The following is a 16,967-nucleotide window of genomic DNA, read 5'->3' on the forward strand; positions in this document are numbered from 1 at the left end:
TGTGTTGACGGTGCGCAGCGCCTGCGCGGCATCAAGGCCGGGCCGAATCGGCCCGGCATCCCTGGCTAGGGACGGTGCGTCGAGGGATGGGCACAGACGGTATTGCGGCCCTGCGCCTTGGCGGTGTACAGCGCGCGATCGGCCTGGCCGAGCAGCTCGCTGCGCTGCTGCGCCACGCTGGCTTTACGCGTGAAATCGTCGAACGTCGCCACACCGATGCTCAACGTGACGCATCCATACGGACTGGTTGGATGCTTCAGCTGCAGGTTGCGGACCTCCTGCAATGCATTGAGTGCGATACGCAGCCCATGCGCGGCACCGGTGCCCGGCAACACCGCCATGAACTCTTCGCCACCGTAGCGGCCCATCACATCGCTGCTGCGCCGCATGACCTGGCGCAACTGCTTGGCGATAGCACGCAGGCATTGATCACCCTGCAGATGCCCGACGTGATCGTTGTAATCCTTGAACATGTCCACGTCGATCATCAAGACCGACAACGGCGTCGCATCCTGTACGGAACGACGAAGCTGCTGATCGATCGCCTCGTCGATATGACGACGGTTGGGCAATCCGGTGAGATGATCGTGGCTGGCGTGAAACTGCCAGCGACGATGGTTTTTTTCCAGTACGCGCTCGGCCTGCTTGCGCGAGGTGATATCGACCAGCGTCGAGGTAAGCGCCAGCACCTGCCCGCCCGCATTCTTCACCGGCTGAATCAGCTCGTGGAAGACACGTTCCTTCCAGGCAATTTCGCGATCGGCGACCCTGAGCCCCGCATCGAGTACAGCCAGATCCTGACGCAATTGTGCAAGCGCACCGGGCACGAAGTTTTCGACACGGTTGCCGATCAGTTGGGCCGGCTCCAGCTCATGGATGGCCGCGTAGGCGGTGTTGACCACGATGTAGCGGCCATCGCGACCGATCAGGCCGATCGGCATGGGAAAGGTGTCGTAAACCGCTTTCAAGGAAGCATCGAACAGCAGCGTCTGGTCTTCGATCCAGCCTTCGCGTTGCTCATTGGGGCCTTCACTACGTGCTGCACGGTCGGGCAGCATCACTGCACTCGGCGTGGCAGACTGCGTGCCCGCGGCGACATGCAGAGGCGTAGCCTTGCCGCCATGGACGACGTTATCGTTCTTGGTGGCAAGCACAGGTGTCGACGAGGCCACCAGGCGAATCGGCAGCGCGTCGTTCATTTGTCGATACATCTTTCTCATTGCTTCCCCCTGGGTCGCCATGAATTCAAGTACGATCTTGAAGCCCTGGTGCCAGCGACTACACGAACAAGAAAGGGCTGACCTGCCCTCTACGTACGGATGGTGTCGACGCCCGACAGGTTCGTATCGCGTGCGGCCGAACCCGTCGAATCACTCGACATTGCATAAATATGCTCGCGTCGGTCAGCGCTTTGAATCAGAAAAGTCCTAGGGCAACAAAGATATGCCCGGGCAACTGCTACTCGATGGCGTGAGTCCGCAGCAAGTACGCCCTCAGACCTGTCATCGCATTGCCTACTTGCCTGCTGACCGCGCGTCTGATCAACGGCGCCACCAGTCGTGCCAGAGGCGAGCGCGCCGTGATGTCGATGGTGTGGGTCAGGTAGGTACCGTTTCCATGCGGTCGCATCGAGAAGTCGACCAGCACCCTGAACCGGCGGGCCACATACTCGCAAGCGAGGTTTTCAAATGGCCGCCTGGAAACGATCACGCCGGGCATCACGCCATCGCGGGCGACGCCCTGGTAGAAAAACTTCAGCGGGTCACCCACTCGATTTTCCCCGTCGCCCGATCGTTGAAGCCGAATGCAACGGTTCAGCCATTGATGCGTCGAGGAAAAATCGTCGATGACCCTGAACACCTGCACAGGATCTCTGGGCAAGAATGCATCTTGCCCGTGGGATATCTTCATGCGAGGCAAGGTGCCGGCGTTACTTGACCAGAACCTTGACGGCACGCAGCGCCAGCAAAAGAACGACGGCGCCGATGGTGGCGGTAATGATCGAACCGAACAGGCCGGCACTCACGCCGATCCCAAGCAACCCGGCGAGCCAGCCGCCAACGAAGGCGCCGACGATGCCGACCGCGATATCGGCAAACAGGCCGAAACCGCCGCCCTTTACCAGTAGACCCGCCAGCCAGCCGGCGACGGCACCGATGATGATCCAGACAATGATGCCATGTGCTGCCATGTTCCCTGCTCCGTCGATAGTGATGTGTATGAAGTTCGCAACCGATGCTGTGGTTATCGTGTGCGCGTCACGTCTCGGCGACGCGCTGCTGCGACTTGAGCGCGATGACCGCGCGACGCAGCGTCTCCTGCATTTTCGGATCGACCGCGACCAGGCGATCGGCGGCGCGCAACATGACCTGCATGGACGGGTCGGACAGCGACAGCTCACCCCACTCCGCCAGCAAGATTTTGCGCAGCATGGGCAGCCGGATGTTTTCCAACGATGCTCGATCGTCCGGATCGATCTCTTTGAGCAGATCGGCCAGTTCGCGCTTCATGACTATTTCGCCCGCTTCCCGCGCCGACGAACCGGCGTGGCCAGGCATGGGCGCAATGCCGCTGGCGATATGCCTCAAGATGTCGATAAGCGAAGGTCGTTGATTGGACACGGTCATAAGAAACCAGGAATCGTTTCCCAACCTTCCGTGGTCGGGAAAACGAAAAGGATGGTGATGGGCCGGCGGGTGCATCAAGCGGCAGCACCCCAAGCTCACCCCTTCACCCAATAAAGTTCCCAACAAACCGAACCAAGGGGGCGGAGGTCGGTTGGTCGTCGGCGTGCTCACCGACACATACACATCCCTGGTATGCGGGAAGGCAGGTGCTGCGGCCCGATCGAGCGGCCACTGCATCGTCTTGATGCGTAATGTGGGCTAGCGGGGGCGCGCTTGGAATCGGAAAAGTCCTAAGCGCTGATAAAAGGGTTGGTGTTCAGCGGGCGTAGCGACTTCAGAGAGCCGCGAATAACCTCAGTTTTCATCGTCGCCCCGGCGAAAGCCGGGGCCTAGCGTCTTCAGCACGTTCAAGGGGAAGGCACTGGGCCCCGGCTTTCGCCGGGGCGACGTATAGGAGATGCTTCTAGAAGGTCTCTGAAGCTGTTCTACAAGGACTTGGCTGCCCCACTAAGACCCAAGCGACCGAGCATACTCAAACAACTGCTTGTCACTCTCCAGCCCAAGCTTGCGCATCGCGTCGCGCTTCTGCTGACTGATCGTCTTCACGCTGCGCCCGGTACGCCGCGCAATCTCCGACACGGTAAGCCCTTCGGCAAGAAAGCGAACGATCTCCGCCTCGCGCGGAGAAATCGGCCCGTGCTCATCGGTGGGCGTGGTGGTGCCTTCGATCTGGCGACGCGTACGCTCGCTCAGATAAGTACGGCCGGCACGAATCGCATCGATCGCGAGCATCAACTCCTTGGTGCCCGCCATTTTGTCCACCACGCCACGCACACCGGCGGCGATCATGCCCTGGATCAGGCCGGGGTTGCTGAGCATCGTCAACACCAGGATAGGCAGTTGTGGACTGGCCTCGCGCAATTGCCGCAGCATGCTCAGGCCATCACTGGCGGGGTGGCTGCCCGGCATGGAAAAATCGGTGATCAACAGATCGCAGGGAACCCGCGAAACCAACGAAACCAGCTCCGGCCCGCTATAGGCCTCGCCGACAACGGTGAAGCGGTCGCCATAAGCCTGTAGCGATGCCTTGAGCCCGGCCAGAACCACCGGATGGTCGTCGGAAATAATGATCCTCACACACCCTCCTTACCCTGCAACTGCAACGTCCTCGACACCCTGAATTCAACCGTGTTCCCTTTGTCCTGGACTCGAACAGGAGTCGTAGCAACCGGTATTCTCCACGCAGCAGCTTATTACATGGGATCGACCACGACAGTGCCGCCGAATGATTACCTTGCCCTCCAAGGACTGATGCCGGACCACTCGGGGTGGTTGGCGGCTGTGCTGGACAACGCGTCCACGGCAGCCTGGGTGGACAACCGGGCGGTGCCCATCACCCCTGTGACTCTGGCTTTGGCCGGTCTGTTGTTGGCCACAGCCCTGGTAGGGCTGATGCTTACCTGGCTCCTGCAGCGCAGGGATCGCAATGCAAAGGCCTTGCAGGCCGAACTGGCCGGCCAACGCTTTTTTTCCGAAGAAACCCTCAATGCACTGCCCTTCCCGGTCGCCGTGCACCACCTCGATGGCACCTGCCGGAGCGCCAATGCAGCCTGCCAGCGCGACCGGCCGGCCTTCGATGCCCTGATGGCGGCCATGGACGATCGGCACATCGCGCAAACGTTGCAAGCGGGCGTCGATGGCTATCGTCACGAGATAAGTTACACAGACGACGCTGGACGAACACGCGCGGCGGTCGTCCTGAACAAGCTCCTGCTCAGCCCTGGTGGCGAGCCTGACGGTTTCACCAGCTCGTTGTTTGAGGTGACCGAGTTCCATGCTGCCGAGCAAGCGGCGCGCTCCACGGAACTTCGCCTGCGCGAGATCGCGCAACACATTCCCCTGGTGATTTTCACACGCGCCGTCGACGCTCGGAATGTGCACCGGCTGGTCTTTGCCGCAGGCGACATGCATGCGCTGTTCGGCCTGGGCGTCGCCGATCTGGTGGATTCGGGCGACGTGCTGCGCGAACGCGCGCTCCATGATCGGGTCCATCCGGACGACTTGCCGGCTTTCGATGCCTTCATGTCCGCCAACGGCGATATGCAGCTGCGATCGCTCGATTTTCGCGCCTTCGGCCAGGAAGGATTGCGTTGGATCCACGCCATGCTCGCTCCACAGCGGATGCCGAACGGCGATCTGCGTCTGCTGGGCTGCTTCATCGACACGACCGAACTCAATCTTCGCAACGAAACGCTGCGGATCGCACGCGATGTCGCCGAGCGCGCCTCCAAGGCCAAAGCGGATTTCCTGGCCACCATGAGCCACGAGATCCGCACGCCGATGAACGGCGTGATCGGCATGCTGGAATTGCTGGGCCATACACCGATCAATGCGGAGCAGCGCGAACTCCTGCGCGCCGTCGAAGACTCCGCCAGCGTGTTGCTTCAGATACTCAACGACATCCTGGATTTCTCCAAGCTGGAAGCGGGCGACCTGCGCCTGGACGAAACCGCCTTCGAGCCACGCGCTTTGATCGACAGCGTGATGAACGTGATGGCCTCGTCGGCTCAAAAGAAAGGATTGAGCGTACGCACATCCGTCGATACCGGCGTTGCCGGCGCGCTGCGCGGCGATAGCGTTCGCCTCAAGCAGATTCTGCTCAACCTGGTGAACAACGCCACCAAGTTCACCGAGCGTGGCAGCGTTTCCGTACGTCTTATGCTGCTGGGCGACGATGGCTCGCATCAGCGTCTGCGCCTGTGTGTCACCGATACCGGTATCGGCATCGCCAAGGACCGGCAGGCCACCCTCTTCAATCCCTTCACCCAGGCCGAAGCATGGACGAGTCGCCGCTACGGCGGCACCGGCCTGGGCCTGGCTATCTGCCGTCATCTGGCGCAATTGATGGATGGCAGCATCGAACTGAGCAGCGAGCCAGGGGCGGGAACCACCGTCATGCTCGACCTGCGCTTGTCGATCGTTCAACGCGACGCAACAGCACCGGCAAACTTGCGTGGGCGCCACGCGATCGTACGTCTCGGCTCGGACGACATCGCCACGGCACTTTGCGAATCGCTCAAATCGTTAGGCGTCAGTGTCGAGAACGCCCCACCCTCGCAGCCGCTGCGCGAAGGCATGGCAGCGAGCCTGCTCTTTATCGATCCGCTCGATCAGGCCAGCGCCACCCAGGTCAGCGCTCACGTGGTCACGGTCACCGGCGAGCCGCTCCGCGGCATGGGCGTCGAAACGGCGAACGGCCGTGTCCTGCTGAGCGCGAACCCGCTGCGCTGGCAATCGTTGATACGTGCCTGCATGGTCTCGCTCGAACTGGACGCGGCCCTGGAACAACCGACCGCATCGCCGGGAACGGCTATCGACCAGGCTCCGCTGCCTGGCTCGAACCTGCTGGCGACAGCGCAGGCGGATCTGCCGCTTCATCGCGGCCACGTTCTGGTCGCCGAAGATCACCCCATCAGCCAGCAACTGATCGGCCGCCAGCTCGCCCTGCTCGGGCTCAGCTGCGATGTCGTGGACAACGGACAGGATGCCTATGAAGCCTTGTCCGGCGGCGACTACGACCTGCTCCTCACCGACTGCAACATGCCCACGATGAGCGGCTACGAACTTGCGTCGGCATGGCGTCGCCATGAAGCAGCTGCACCGGCCCAACGCCGGCTGCCGATTGTCGCAATGACGGCCAACGCCCTGGGTGGCGAAGCGATCAAGGCGCGGGACGCGGGCATGGACGACGTGCTCAGCAAACCCCTGCAACTGCTGCCGCTCAGCCGGAAGCTCGGTCAATGGCTGCCGGATCGGGCCATCGAACTGCCCACCCAAGCGCATGGATATTCCGGTGTCGCGGGCGCCGACGATGCCTTCCGTTCGCAGATGTTGCAGATGTTCACCAACGCCAGTCGGGACGACCTTCGCGAGCTCGCGCGCTGCGTCGCCGAGGGCGATAGCGCGGCCGCATCGCTGGCCTTGCACCGCCTGCTCGGGGCCTTGCAGCTTTTCAACGAGGACGGCGCGCTAATGGAGGAGGGCCGGCGACTGCTGCAGGCCCTAAATGGGGAACATGGGTCTCAGACCCTGCCGGAGCTGCCCGGATTCGCCGAGCTAACCGAGAAGTTTCTTATAAAACTTAATGCCCACCCACCTGCCGCAACCCCCTAAATAGCTATTTCCATCACAGTTCGAGACAATAGCCCTTGCTGAAAGCCGCAACTTTGCCTAGGGATCCGGACGATCCTTGGCCAGGGAGGACGTGCGGCAGCGCTTCTGGGGGCGCAACAGTTGAGGATTTACATGTCATACCGCACTAGGGGACGGTGTCAGCTTGGCAAGTGGCTGGTAGCCGCATCGCTCGCGGCCATGTTCATACCCGCTTTCGCAGCGCCGACGGCCGATTGGAGCTATCGCGTGCGCCCGGGGGACAATATCTGGGATCTGGCCGCCCGCTTTCTGAAGCCCGACGTGCCCTGGCAGAAGCTGCAGGGCTATAACAACGTTGCCGATCCGTTGCATCTGCCGCCGGGGATGACCATGCATGTCCCCATAGCGTGGCTGCGCCTGCGACCCGCGCCCGCGAAGATCATCGCCGTTATCGGCAACGCCACCGCCAAGCCAACCGATGCCGCGCAGGCGATCCCTGTGGTCAAGGACATGTCGGTGGGTTTCGGCACCGACCTGGTCACGCTCGCTGGTGCCAGCCTCACGCTCGAACTGGCCGACGGTTCGCACGTGCTTATGCAGAGCGACAGCGAATTGTCGCTGGACCGCCTCAGCGAATACGGCGGCACCGGCATGGTCGACACGCGCATGCGGCTCAAGCGCGGGCGCATCAACAGCGACGTCATCCCGCTGAACGGTAACGCGGCACGGTTCAGCGTATCCACGCCCAATACGATCTCCAGTGTGCGCGGCACGCATTTCCGTGTTGTCGCCAATGCCGACGATGGCACCGCGCGAACCGAAGTGGTTTCCGGGCGCGTCGATGTCGGCAACGACAAACGCCATGTGATGGTCAAGACGGGCCTGGGCGTAGCCACCTCCGGCAACGCCGCACCCGGCCAGCCCGAGGCCTTGCTGTCGGCGCCCGAACTGCACTGCCCGCAGGATCCGGTCAGCCAGATCCCGTTTGAATTTCAGTGGACCGCATTGGAGAACGCACAACATTACCGTGTGCAGATCGCACCGAGCGCCAAGTTCGAGGCCTTGCTGCTCGATCAGGTCATCGACGAAAACAAGATCAACCTGCCCGACCTGGGCAATGGCGGCTACGCGATCCGTGTGCGCGGCATCGGCAACAACCAGCTCGAAGGGCTCGATGCCACCTGCCTGTTGGCGATCGCCGCCAACCCGCAACCGCCACTGGTGCTGGAGCCGCAACCGAACAGCAAGGTTCGCGATGCGCGCCCGACATTCCGCTGGACGGAAAGCCAGCAGGCTGCCTCGTATGTGTGGCAGCTATCGAGCGACCCGGCCTTCGGCCAGTTGCTTGCCGACGACCAGACGGTCCACGGCAGCGACAGGCGCGCGCCGCAATCGCTGTCCTATGGCCACTACTTCTGGCGCGTGGCCAGCCGTGACGCTCAAGGCAAGGTCGGCCCATACACCAAGTCGATGCCGTTCGAACTGGTGCCCGATCCGCCCGCCCCCGAACCCGGTGCGCCCAAGCATGAGCGTGGCGATCTGGTACTGAGCTGGCCTGAAGGCACACCGGGGCAGCGTTACCATATTCAGCTCTCGCAAAAGACCGATTTCTCCAAGCTGCTGGTGGACGACACTGTGAGCGAGCCGCAGCTCAGCTTGAAGAAATTGCCATCCGGCAAATGGTACGTACGCGTGCAAACCATCGACACTGACGGCTATGCCGGTCCCTGGGGTCCGATCCAGCGAACCCGGATTCCATGCACGGCATGCCGCTGGGTCGAAGCGGGAGGCGGTGTCGTACTGCTTTGGCTGGTGCTCTGAGGTGTTATAAGCGCTGGTGTTAAAAGTCATGAGACGTTGAATGCACTTTGATCCGCTGACTTTCGCCAGACGTCTCTTGACCTGGTTCGCGGGTATTTCCGCGGTGACCTTGCTGATGGCCAGCGGCATCGCGGAACGAGCGGATGACGTTCTGTACGACTTCCATATGCGTTACTGGTCGTACCCGGCCAGTGACAACGTGGTGATCGTGGCGATCGACCCGCAAAGCCTGGCCAAGATCGGCAACTGGCCGTGGCCTCGTTCGGTCCATGCGAAGCTTATCGATCGCCTGACGTCGGCCGGGGTGCGCGGCGTCGGCATCGATATCACCATGGCCGAAGCGGATGCGGACCACCCCGACGACGATCTCGCCGTTGCACAAGCGATCGGGCGCAACGGCCACGTCGTCATGCCGGTCTTTGCCGAAGCCACCGAGCTGGGCGGCGTGCTGGAAGAAATGCTGCCGGCCCCGGTGATCGCGCACGACGCGGCCGCATTCGGTCACGTCGACGCATCCAAGGACCCGGACGGCGTCACACGCGGCGTCTATCTGAAGGCAGGCCTGGGGCAACCGCACTGGTCTGCGTTAGCGCTCTCGCTCTTTGATCTCGGCAACAAATCGCCGTCCGTGCCGATACCGGGTTTGCAGAATCCGGAACAAGGCGATGGGTCGCCTTATCAATGGGTGCGCGACGACTATGTCATGTTGCATTTCGCCGCGCCCATCGGCGGCTTCAATCAGGTCTCTTACATCGACGTGCTGGACGGACATGTCCCTCCTGCCTTGCTCAAGGGACGCTGGGTACTGGTCGGCGCAACCGCCGAAGGCCTGGGCGATCGCCTGGAGACATCGGTCTCGGGTGGCAACCCGCTCATGCCTGGCGTCGAATACCAGGCGAACATACTCGAGTCCATCCAGGACGGCCGCTTGATTACGCCGCTGAATTTCTTCAATCAGCTGGCACTGAATGCGGCGTTGATCGCGTTACCCTTGCTGCTTTACGGTCTGCCGGGCTTCCGTCGATTGTGGCGTGTTGCGCTCGTAACGTTGCCGGCAAGCCTTGTCGCAAGCCTGCTTCTATTGCGCGGCGCATCTGTATGGTGGCCTCCGGCAACGTGCCTGGCGGTGACTGTCATTGGCCTTGCGGCGTGCTGGTGGACAGCGAGACTCTCGCGCGGCTGAGGCCGATTAACCGGTATCGATAAATACCAGGTTATCCATTAAACGTTTACGTATCATCACAAAAATAAATAAACTCTGACGCCAGCCTCTCTCCCGTTACTCAATCCCATAAAGCCGTTACACGTCACAAAACCAGCACAATTAGACGGGCACAATCGTTGTTACATTAGTGCCAAACATACTGCAAATTGCTGGTTTTTAAAGAAATATCTTCTGCGCGCGCGATATCTTAATTCGACACGTCGCAAGAAATTACATAATGGCACAAAATCGAATTTATTTGCGAAAGACTATCCAGTCTTTGCATTATTGCGGCCGAAATAAACGCCGCGCGCATGAGTTTATAAATTCATGGTGAGTGTTTTCGCTTTTGCTTCAGGGGAAGTCACGACTTTCGGATAGTCCGGAGTCGAAAAACTACTAATGGGAGAGGTTGTTATGCAATCAAGCATGAAACGTGGGGCGCGTTACATGATTCAGATCGCGATCGTGGCCAGCTTGGCGGGTGCCGCCTGGTTGCCGTCCGCCTTCGCTACGCAGGCAGGTGACGAGAGTCTCGCGCAGGTCGGCCCGCTCGAAACTCAAGCACGCGCCGATTGGCGCGAAGCGATTTCGCATACCTCCGCACCGGCGGAAGGGTGCTATCAGGCTGAGTATCCGAGCATCATCTGGAAGCAGGTCGGTTGCAACGTTGCGCCGGCACGCGTGCATTCCGTACCGCCGGTGCCGTCGCGCCGTAACCTGAGCCTCGCCGAAGGCGGTGCATCGCAGACCACCGGCAACGGCCACGACTACGCGCTTTCGTCGTCGAGCCTGATCAGCACGACCACGGGCACCTTCCCTTCCGTCACCGGCGTCACGTCCGAAACCGGCGTGGGTGTGGCCGCGTTTGGCGGTGGCGGCATCCTGGGCCCGAACGAATACACGCTGCAGATCAATTCGAACTTCAACTCCACCACGGCCGCTTGTAAGAGCCATTCCGGCTGTACCGTGTGGCAGCAGTTCATCTACTCGCCCGACTACAACGTCAACGGTCAGGCCGCGGTCTTCATGCAGTACTGGCTGATCGGCTACGGCGGCACCAGCTGCCCGAGCGGGTTCGGCAGCGATGGCGCTGGCGATTGCTACAAGAACAGCGCCGCCGTGTCGGCTCCCGATGTACCGGCTACCCAGCTCGCCAATCTGAAGCTCTCGGGTACGGTGGTATCGGGCGGCAACGACACCGTGACCTTCACCAACGGCACTCACGCCTATAGCGTCAGCGGCAAGGACAGCGTGCTTTTCCTGGCGACCGTGTGGAAGCAATCGGAGTTCAACGTTGTCGGTAACGCCGGTGGTTCGGAGGCCAAGTTCAACACCGGTTCCTCGATCACCGTGAAGGTTGCCGTGAGCAACGGCAGCACTTCTGCTCCGAGCTGCGCGTCCAATGCGGGCACGACGGGTGAGACCAACAACTTGAACCTGGGCACCTGCACCGCGTCATCCGGTTCGACGCCGTCGATCCAGTTCCCCGAGACCAACTAAACCGGCTAATAGTTGGAATTATTGGGTGAGAGGCCGAGGGGAGCGATCCCCTCGGCTTTTTTTATGTGTATTAGTAGGGAGTCGCGACTGAAGGCTGACTCCGAATAACCTCAGATTTCACTCTCGTCATCCCGGCGCAGGCCGGGATCTACTCTTCAGCGTAAATGCTTGCCATGCGTTGTCTGACGAGCGAGGACTGAGGAATGGATCCCGGCCTACGCCGGGATGACGAATTAAGGAGGGGGTTCTAGAGGTTGACAGAAGTCGCTCTTACAAAACTCAATGACTCTCCGCCGCCACTTCAGCCGTCTGCGCCGACGCGTCATAACCACCGCCCAACGCTTCGATCAGTCGAACGGCGATATCCGTCTGCTGACTCTGTAACACGGCAAGCCGCTGCTCGGTCAGCAACAACTGCTGGCGCGTTACCAGCGGCGTAATCGCATCGGTCAAACCGCCTTTATAGAGGGCTTGCGCATCGTTCCAGCTTTTCTGCGCATCATCCCGCGCCCGCTTTTCCTGTGTGATCTGCGTGCGCACCGAATCGGCGGCCGACACCAGGTCGACCACATCGTTGACCGCACTGACCAGCAAGGTGTTGTAGCGCGCTACCGCTTCGTCGTAGCCGGCATCCTTGGCCGCCAGATTCGCGCGCAACTTGCCACCGTCAAAAATAGGCAGCGTGAGCGCAGGCGACACGCTATACGTGCGCGCGGGCAGCTGGAACAGGTTCGTGCTGCCGCCCACGGCGACAAAGCCGGCCATGGCACTCAGGCTGATATTGGGAAGAAACGCTGTCTTGGCCGCCTTGATCTCCTTGCCGGCGGCTTCGACCTGCCAACGCGCCGCCACCAGATCGGCGCGACGTCCAAGCAAGTCGATGGAAATCTGGTCGGGAAGAACGACATCACCGGTGTCGACCAGCGTCGGACGATCGATCGTGCGCCCACGATCCGGCCCCTGCCCCAGCAAGACCGAAAGGCTGCTACGCGCCGCATCGATGGCGCGATCCGCCTGGGTTTTCTGTTGCTCCGCGCTGGCGACCTGCGAGTCGGCCAGATATTGCTGCTGCGGCCGCTGCAGCCCGCCCGCGACCAGCCGATGCGTATAGCTCGCCGATTGCTTGGCGCGCGCGAGTTCCTGTTCGGCGACATCACGCAGCGCGAAGGCATAGCTCAGTTGCACATAAGAGCGCGCCACGTTCACCGACAGCTGGATACGCGCGGCATGCGCGTCGATGTCCGCCGCTCGACTGCGTCCGAGTGCCGCTTCCCACGCGTCACGGCGACCGCCCCAGATATCGAGGTCCCAGGACAGCTCGAGATCGGCCTGCTTGGCCCAGACAAATGTACCGAGCGCATAAGGGGGATAGATCGGATCCTTGCTGGACAACCGGGAGCCCAGCATCGCCGCATCCAGCGCAACCTGGGGTTTACGGCCGGCATCGACCGCCTGCGCGGCAGCCTGGGCCTGCTTCGCGCGTGCGCTGGCGATGGCCAGGCTCGGGTTGTTCTGCAGGGCCTCGTTGATGAGCGCCGTCAACTGCGGATCGCCGAAGCCGATCCACCAATCCTCCTTGGGCCACGCCGTTGGGCTGAGCTGCACGCCCGCCAGGCTCTGATCGGACTTGAGGCTTTGTGCATCGGTCAGGTGACCGCTGGGCTGCAAATGGCCGCTACTGGCGCATCCGGCCAGCAAGGCACCGAGGGCTATGCCAAGGCTGCGGGAAACGAGGGGTCTATGGATGATCATGGCAATACTCGAGTGCAATCATGCTTGCGTAACATGGTACCTGCCGGCCTTAAGGACAAGCAGCCGCGCCGCGCCTGCCGCCCGCACCACCGTGGCAGAATGAAGCCTTCTGCCAGGGGAAGTCACTCATGCCGTTGCCGTCTGCCTCAGACCCGTCGCCGGTAACGCCCGCGCCGTATCGCGCCATCGCGATCATGGCCAGCGCGACCGTGCTGGGCCTGGTGTATCTGGGTAGAGAGGTGCTCATCCCGATCACGCTGGCGATCCTGCTGAGCCTGCTGGTGGCCCCGGTGGTCCGCCGCTTGCGCAAGATCGGGCTGGGGCACGGCGGGTCCGTCTTCGTGGCGGTATTCATCCTTGCCGTCTTCCTGGGTTACCTGGCCGCCGTGGTCGGCTCGCAGGTCGTCCATCTGGCCAGGAGCCTCCCGCAGTACGAAACGACTATCCAGGCAAAAGTCCATACGTTGCGCGATGCGTCGCTTGGTCGCCTGGAAGCCATGCAGGGTTCGACCAAGACCCTGATGCAACAACTTTTCGACGACAAGTCGTCGTCCTCGCCACGCGTCGAAGACACGCATCGCCCCGCGGTTACCGAGGTACCGGACGATACGACACCGCTGCATCTATCGGGAACGAACTCGATGCAGGCCATCACGCATATCTTCTCGTCGATATGGGTGCCGCTGCAAAGCGCGGGCATCATACTGGTGGTTCTGTTCTTCGTGCTTCTCGAATACGAGTCGCTGAGAGATCGCTTCATCCGCCTGGTAGGTGGCACCGATCTTCGTGCGACCACTGCGGCGATCAACGATGCCAGCGCACGACTGTCGCGCTTCTTTGCATCTCAATTTGCGGTCAACTTCGGCGTTGGCGTGGTGATCTGGATAGGGCTCACCCTTATCGGCGTACCCAGTGCACCGCTATGGGGCATCATGACAGCGCTTTTGCGCTTTGTTCCCTATGTCGGTGTGTGGTTGGCGGCGATCTTCGCCGGCATATTGGCAGCCGCGGTCGAACCGGGTTGGTCGATGATGCTGATGACCGTCGGCCTGTATCTGGTTGTCGAATTGATCGTCGGACAGGTCATCGAACCGCAGCTTTATGGCCATACCACCGGCCTGTCTCCTTTGGCCGTGGTGGTCGCCGCCATTTTCTGGAGCTGGCTGTGGGGCCCGGTCGGGCTGATCGTATCCACGCCGCTGTCGCTATGCCTGGTGGTCGCCGGGCGACACGTCAAGGCGCTGATGCTGCTCGATGTACTGCTTGGCGACCTGCCCGCACTCACCATGCCGCAACGCTTTTATCAACGCGCGCTCTCCGGCGACTCGGATGAGATCATTGCCGATGCGCGTGGTTTTCTGCGCAGAAAATCTTTCGCCGCCTACTGCGACGTTGTCCTGTTGCCCGCGCTGCAGCTCGCCCGCAGCGATCTCAATCAGGGCGTGATCAATCAACAGCAACAGGTGGTCGTTCGAACCGCGATCGTCCGTGCGATCGAATCACTGGGAAGCAAGGACCGCTCGCTATCGCGCTGGCGTCGTCGCCCTTCTTCGGTACTGGAAGGCAGCAACCTGGGAATGGTGCTCAGGCAGCAGCGGGAAAGCACCAGCGGGCGCTGGCAAGGCTCGTTGAAAGTCGCGCCGAGGTCCGTAGTTCTGTGCGTCGGCCTGGGTGGCCTGGGCGACGATCTGTGCACGGAAATCCTCGCGCGCATTCTGCGCGATCTGGATATCGATGCACGACACTTTTCGCTGGAAGAAATCGACGCGTTTGAAAAAAATCCTCCCGAAGGTGCCACTGTCGATGGCGTATCGATGGTGTACCTGGTCAGCATCGACACGCTCGATTCGAACAAGGCCAGCGTATCTTCCGCCGCCGATATGCGCGGCCGCTTTCCCGATACTCCGATCGTCGTCGTTCTGCTCCCGCAACTGCTTACCGGGCCCGACCTCACGCTGGATCACTCCGCCGCCGACCACGTGACTCATTCGTTTGAACACGCTACTCAACTGGCGATCGCGCAGTTTCCGAAGGTCGATCGAAAAACCCAACAGGGCGCACCGGAACTGTAGGATTCAGTTCACCAACGGCTCGGTCAGCGGTGGTCGGCGCACACTCAATGCGGTGCCGGCTGCCGCCACGATGATCGCTACGATCGCCAGCCATTGCAGCAAGCTGAGCTGCTCGTCCAGCAACGCCACACCGGCCACCGCAGCGATAGCCGGTTCCAGGCTCAACAAGGTGCTGAACGTACGCGCCGGCAACCGGGTGAGCGCCACCATCTCCAGCGAATACGGCAGCGCCGAGCTCAGCACCGCCACGCCCAAGGCATAAGGCAACAGTGCCGGCGATAGCAACGCGCTCCCTGCATGCGCGGCACCAAACGGGATCGCCAGCAAGGCACCGATCGAGGTACCCAGCGTCACAGCATCGGCGCCATAACCGTCGCCAGCCTTCTTGCCCAGCAGGATATACAGCGCCCAACCTACGCCCGCCGCCAGCGCGTACATCACGCCGATCGGATCGAGCGCCTGCATCTGCCCGCGCAACGGCAGCAACAGGGCAAGTCCTGCGATCACCAGCGCGATCCAGATGAAATCGACAAGCCGGCGCGAGCCAAACAACGCCAGCGCCAGCGGCCCGGTAAATTCGAGCGCTACCGCGATGCCCAACGGAATCGTGCGCAGCGACATGTAGAAAACCAGGTTCATCGCCCCCATCGAAAGGCCGTAGCCCCACAATGCGCGCCAGTCGCGCCCCTGGGTGAATCGGCGCCATGGGCGTCGCCACAACAGCAGCATCAACGCGCTAAGCCCCAGACGATAAGCCGTTGCACCCTGCGCCCCCACCTGCGGAAACAGGTGTTTGGCCAGCGAGGCGCCGCATTGGTACGAAACCATGCTGATCAACAGCACGCCGACCGCAAGTGCGATCGGGGCAACGGCGGAGCGTGACGACATGGGTACGACCAGCGGGGAGTGATGTGCCTATGATGCCCGCAGTCTCGGATGAAGCCCACTGTTCTGGCCGCCGTGCCATGGATACTGCTGACAGGTGGTGGCAGCAGACGTTGGCTGATGCATCACTCACATCCATGCGAGTACAAATGGGACGGTTCCTCGTCCCGTTGCCCAGGAGATACCGCATGACCACCTATATCGTCTTCATCCGTGAGAGCACCCAGGATGCTGCTGAACTCGAACGCTACTCGGCCTCCGTCAAGCCAAGCTTCGATGGCCACCCTGTGAGCTTTCTCGCGCTATACGGCAAGCACGAGACCCTTGAGGGCGCGCCTGTCGAAGGCGTCGTGATCATCTCCTTCCCAACGATGGCCGAGGCGAAAACCTGGTACGACAGCCCGGCCTATCAGGAAGTAGCGCAGCACCGCTTCAAGGGCGCTACCTATCGCGTCGTGATGGTTGAAGGTGTTTGAGCCCCAAAAGCTGGCCTTGCGTCGCCTCTTGCGCCTGCTGTCAGGCGCAGACCATCGGACCGGCACAGGTCAAGGTTCGGATAAATCAATGTCCGGCCGTTGCGGAATGTCACGCGAACATCGCGCAGGCATCCTTCACCAGGCACATCCACCGTGATCGACGTCAGCCCACCCTGCAATGGCGCCGCGAGATTCATATCGTGAAAGGCCGGATCCTGGGGCGGCGCGAAAGCCAGGCCGGTCACACTGTCGAACGTGGCGTTGACGATACGGAAATGATGCACGGGCTTGTGCTCATCGTCGGCCTTCGCATTACCGACGGAAAGAATCGCTGCAGCCACGGCAAACGTTGCAACGAAGGCGCTGATACGGGTCAGATGCACGGCGGCGCTCCAGACAGGTTGTTGAGGTGCCGGTCTTGCGTGCAATGGGTTGCACCGACGACAGGCAGCTCATCCAACCCTTTCCTTGCCTT

General features: G+C 61.5%; 14 protein-coding genes. 6 read left to right on the forward strand and 8 right to left on the reverse strand.

The annotated features are described in order from the left end of the window. Positions 1–65 precede the first annotated feature (65 nt). From ACZ6WW_RS16125 to ACZ6WW_RS16145, 5 genes are all read right to left on the reverse strand, one after another. Entirely contained in the window at positions 66–1,199 is a 1,134-nt protein-coding gene (locus tag ACZ6WW_RS16125; RefSeq protein ID WP_465275098.1) for a GGDEF domain-containing protein, read from the reverse strand. 259 nt (positions 1,200–1,458) lie between these two features. Next, entirely contained in the window at positions 1,459–1,911 is a 453-nt protein-coding gene (locus tag ACZ6WW_RS16130; RefSeq protein ID WP_465275099.1) for an SRPBCC family protein, read from the reverse strand. A gap of 19 nt (positions 1,912–1,930) precedes the next feature. After that, positions 1,931–2,191 carry a GlsB/YeaQ/YmgE family stress response membrane protein gene (locus ACZ6WW_RS16135; protein WP_465275100.1) on the reverse strand — a complete coding sequence of 87 codons (261 nt, stop codon included), beginning with the start codon at positions 2,189–2,191 and terminating at the stop codon, positions 1,931–1,933. A 67-nt stretch (positions 2,192–2,258) separates the two neighbouring features. Beyond that, positions 2,259–2,864 carry a hypothetical protein gene (locus ACZ6WW_RS16140; protein ID WP_465275101.1) on the reverse strand — a complete coding sequence of 202 codons (606 nt, stop codon included), beginning with the start codon at positions 2,862–2,864 and terminating at the stop codon, positions 2,259–2,261. A 270-nt stretch (positions 2,865–3,134) separates the two neighbouring features. Then, complete coding sequence (locus ACZ6WW_RS16145) at positions 3,135–3,764, reverse strand: response regulator (protein WP_281849206.1); 630 nt, start codon at positions 3,762–3,764, stop codon at positions 3,135–3,137. A gap of 120 nt (positions 3,765–3,884) precedes the next feature. Between ACZ6WW_RS16145 and ACZ6WW_RS16150 the strand changes: the two genes are divergently transcribed. The 4 genes from ACZ6WW_RS16150 (at position 3,885) to ACZ6WW_RS16165 (ending at position 11,307) form a co-directional block, all read left to right on the forward strand. Next, the gene (locus ACZ6WW_RS16150; RefSeq protein WP_465275102.1) at positions 3,885–6,800 is read left to right on the forward strand and encodes a PAS domain-containing hybrid sensor histidine kinase/response regulator; all 2,916 of its coding nucleotides are present in this window, start codon (positions 3,885–3,887) and stop codon (positions 6,798–6,800) included. A gap of 132 nt (positions 6,801–6,932) precedes the next feature. Beyond that, positions 6,933–8,600 carry a FecR family protein gene (locus ACZ6WW_RS16155; protein WP_465275103.1) on the forward strand — a complete coding sequence of 556 codons (1,668 nt, stop codon included), beginning with the start codon at positions 6,933–6,935 and terminating at the stop codon, positions 8,598–8,600. 40 nt (positions 8,601–8,640) lie between these two features. Continuing rightward, positions 8,641–9,783 (forward strand): CHASE2 domain-containing protein, encoded by a 1,143-nt coding sequence (locus ACZ6WW_RS16160; RefSeq protein WP_465275104.1) that lies wholly within the window; start codon positions 8,641–8,643, stop codon positions 9,781–9,783. Positions 9,784–10,254: 471 nt separating this feature from the next. Continuing rightward, entirely contained in the window at positions 10,255–11,307 is a 1,053-nt protein-coding gene (locus ACZ6WW_RS16165; RefSeq protein ID WP_465275105.1) for a hypothetical protein, read from the forward strand. A gap of 279 nt (positions 11,308–11,586) precedes the next feature. Here ACZ6WW_RS16165 and ACZ6WW_RS16170 read toward each other — a convergent pair whose 3' ends face one another. Beyond that, on the reverse strand, positions 11,587–13,059 hold the full coding sequence (locus tag ACZ6WW_RS16170; RefSeq protein WP_465275106.1) for an efflux transporter outer membrane subunit: 1,473 nt from the start codon (positions 13,057–13,059) through the stop codon (positions 11,587–11,589). Positions 13,060–13,187: 128 nt separating this feature from the next. On the opposite strand from ACZ6WW_RS16170, the gene ACZ6WW_RS16175 reads away from it, so the two are divergent. Further along, positions 13,188–15,131 carry an AI-2E family transporter gene (locus ACZ6WW_RS16175; protein ID WP_465275107.1) on the forward strand — a complete coding sequence of 648 codons (1,944 nt, stop codon included), beginning with the start codon at positions 13,188–13,190 and terminating at the stop codon, positions 15,129–15,131. Between the two features lie 3 nt (positions 15,132–15,134). Here ACZ6WW_RS16175 and ACZ6WW_RS16180 read toward each other — a convergent pair whose 3' ends face one another. After that, a complete protein-coding gene (locus tag ACZ6WW_RS16180) occupies positions 15,135–16,019 on the reverse strand; it encodes an EamA family transporter (protein ID WP_465275108.1) in 885 nt (294 codons plus the stop codon). 185 nt (positions 16,020–16,204) lie between these two features. Between ACZ6WW_RS16180 and ACZ6WW_RS16185 the strand changes: the two genes are divergently transcribed. Further along, on the forward strand, positions 16,205–16,492 hold the full coding sequence (locus ACZ6WW_RS16185; RefSeq protein WP_465275109.1) for a DUF1330 domain-containing protein: 288 nt from the start codon (positions 16,205–16,207) through the stop codon (positions 16,490–16,492). Here ACZ6WW_RS16185 and ACZ6WW_RS16190 read toward each other — a convergent pair. Further along, complete coding sequence (locus ACZ6WW_RS16190; protein WP_465275110.1) at positions 16,462–16,875, reverse strand: hypothetical protein; 414 nt, start codon at positions 16,873–16,875, stop codon at positions 16,462–16,464. The genes ACZ6WW_RS16185 and ACZ6WW_RS16190 overlap by 31 nt on opposite strands. Positions 16,876–16,967 lie beyond the last annotated feature (92 nt).

The sequence above is a fragment of the Dyella sp. NPDC103356 genome (assembly GCF_055584465.1).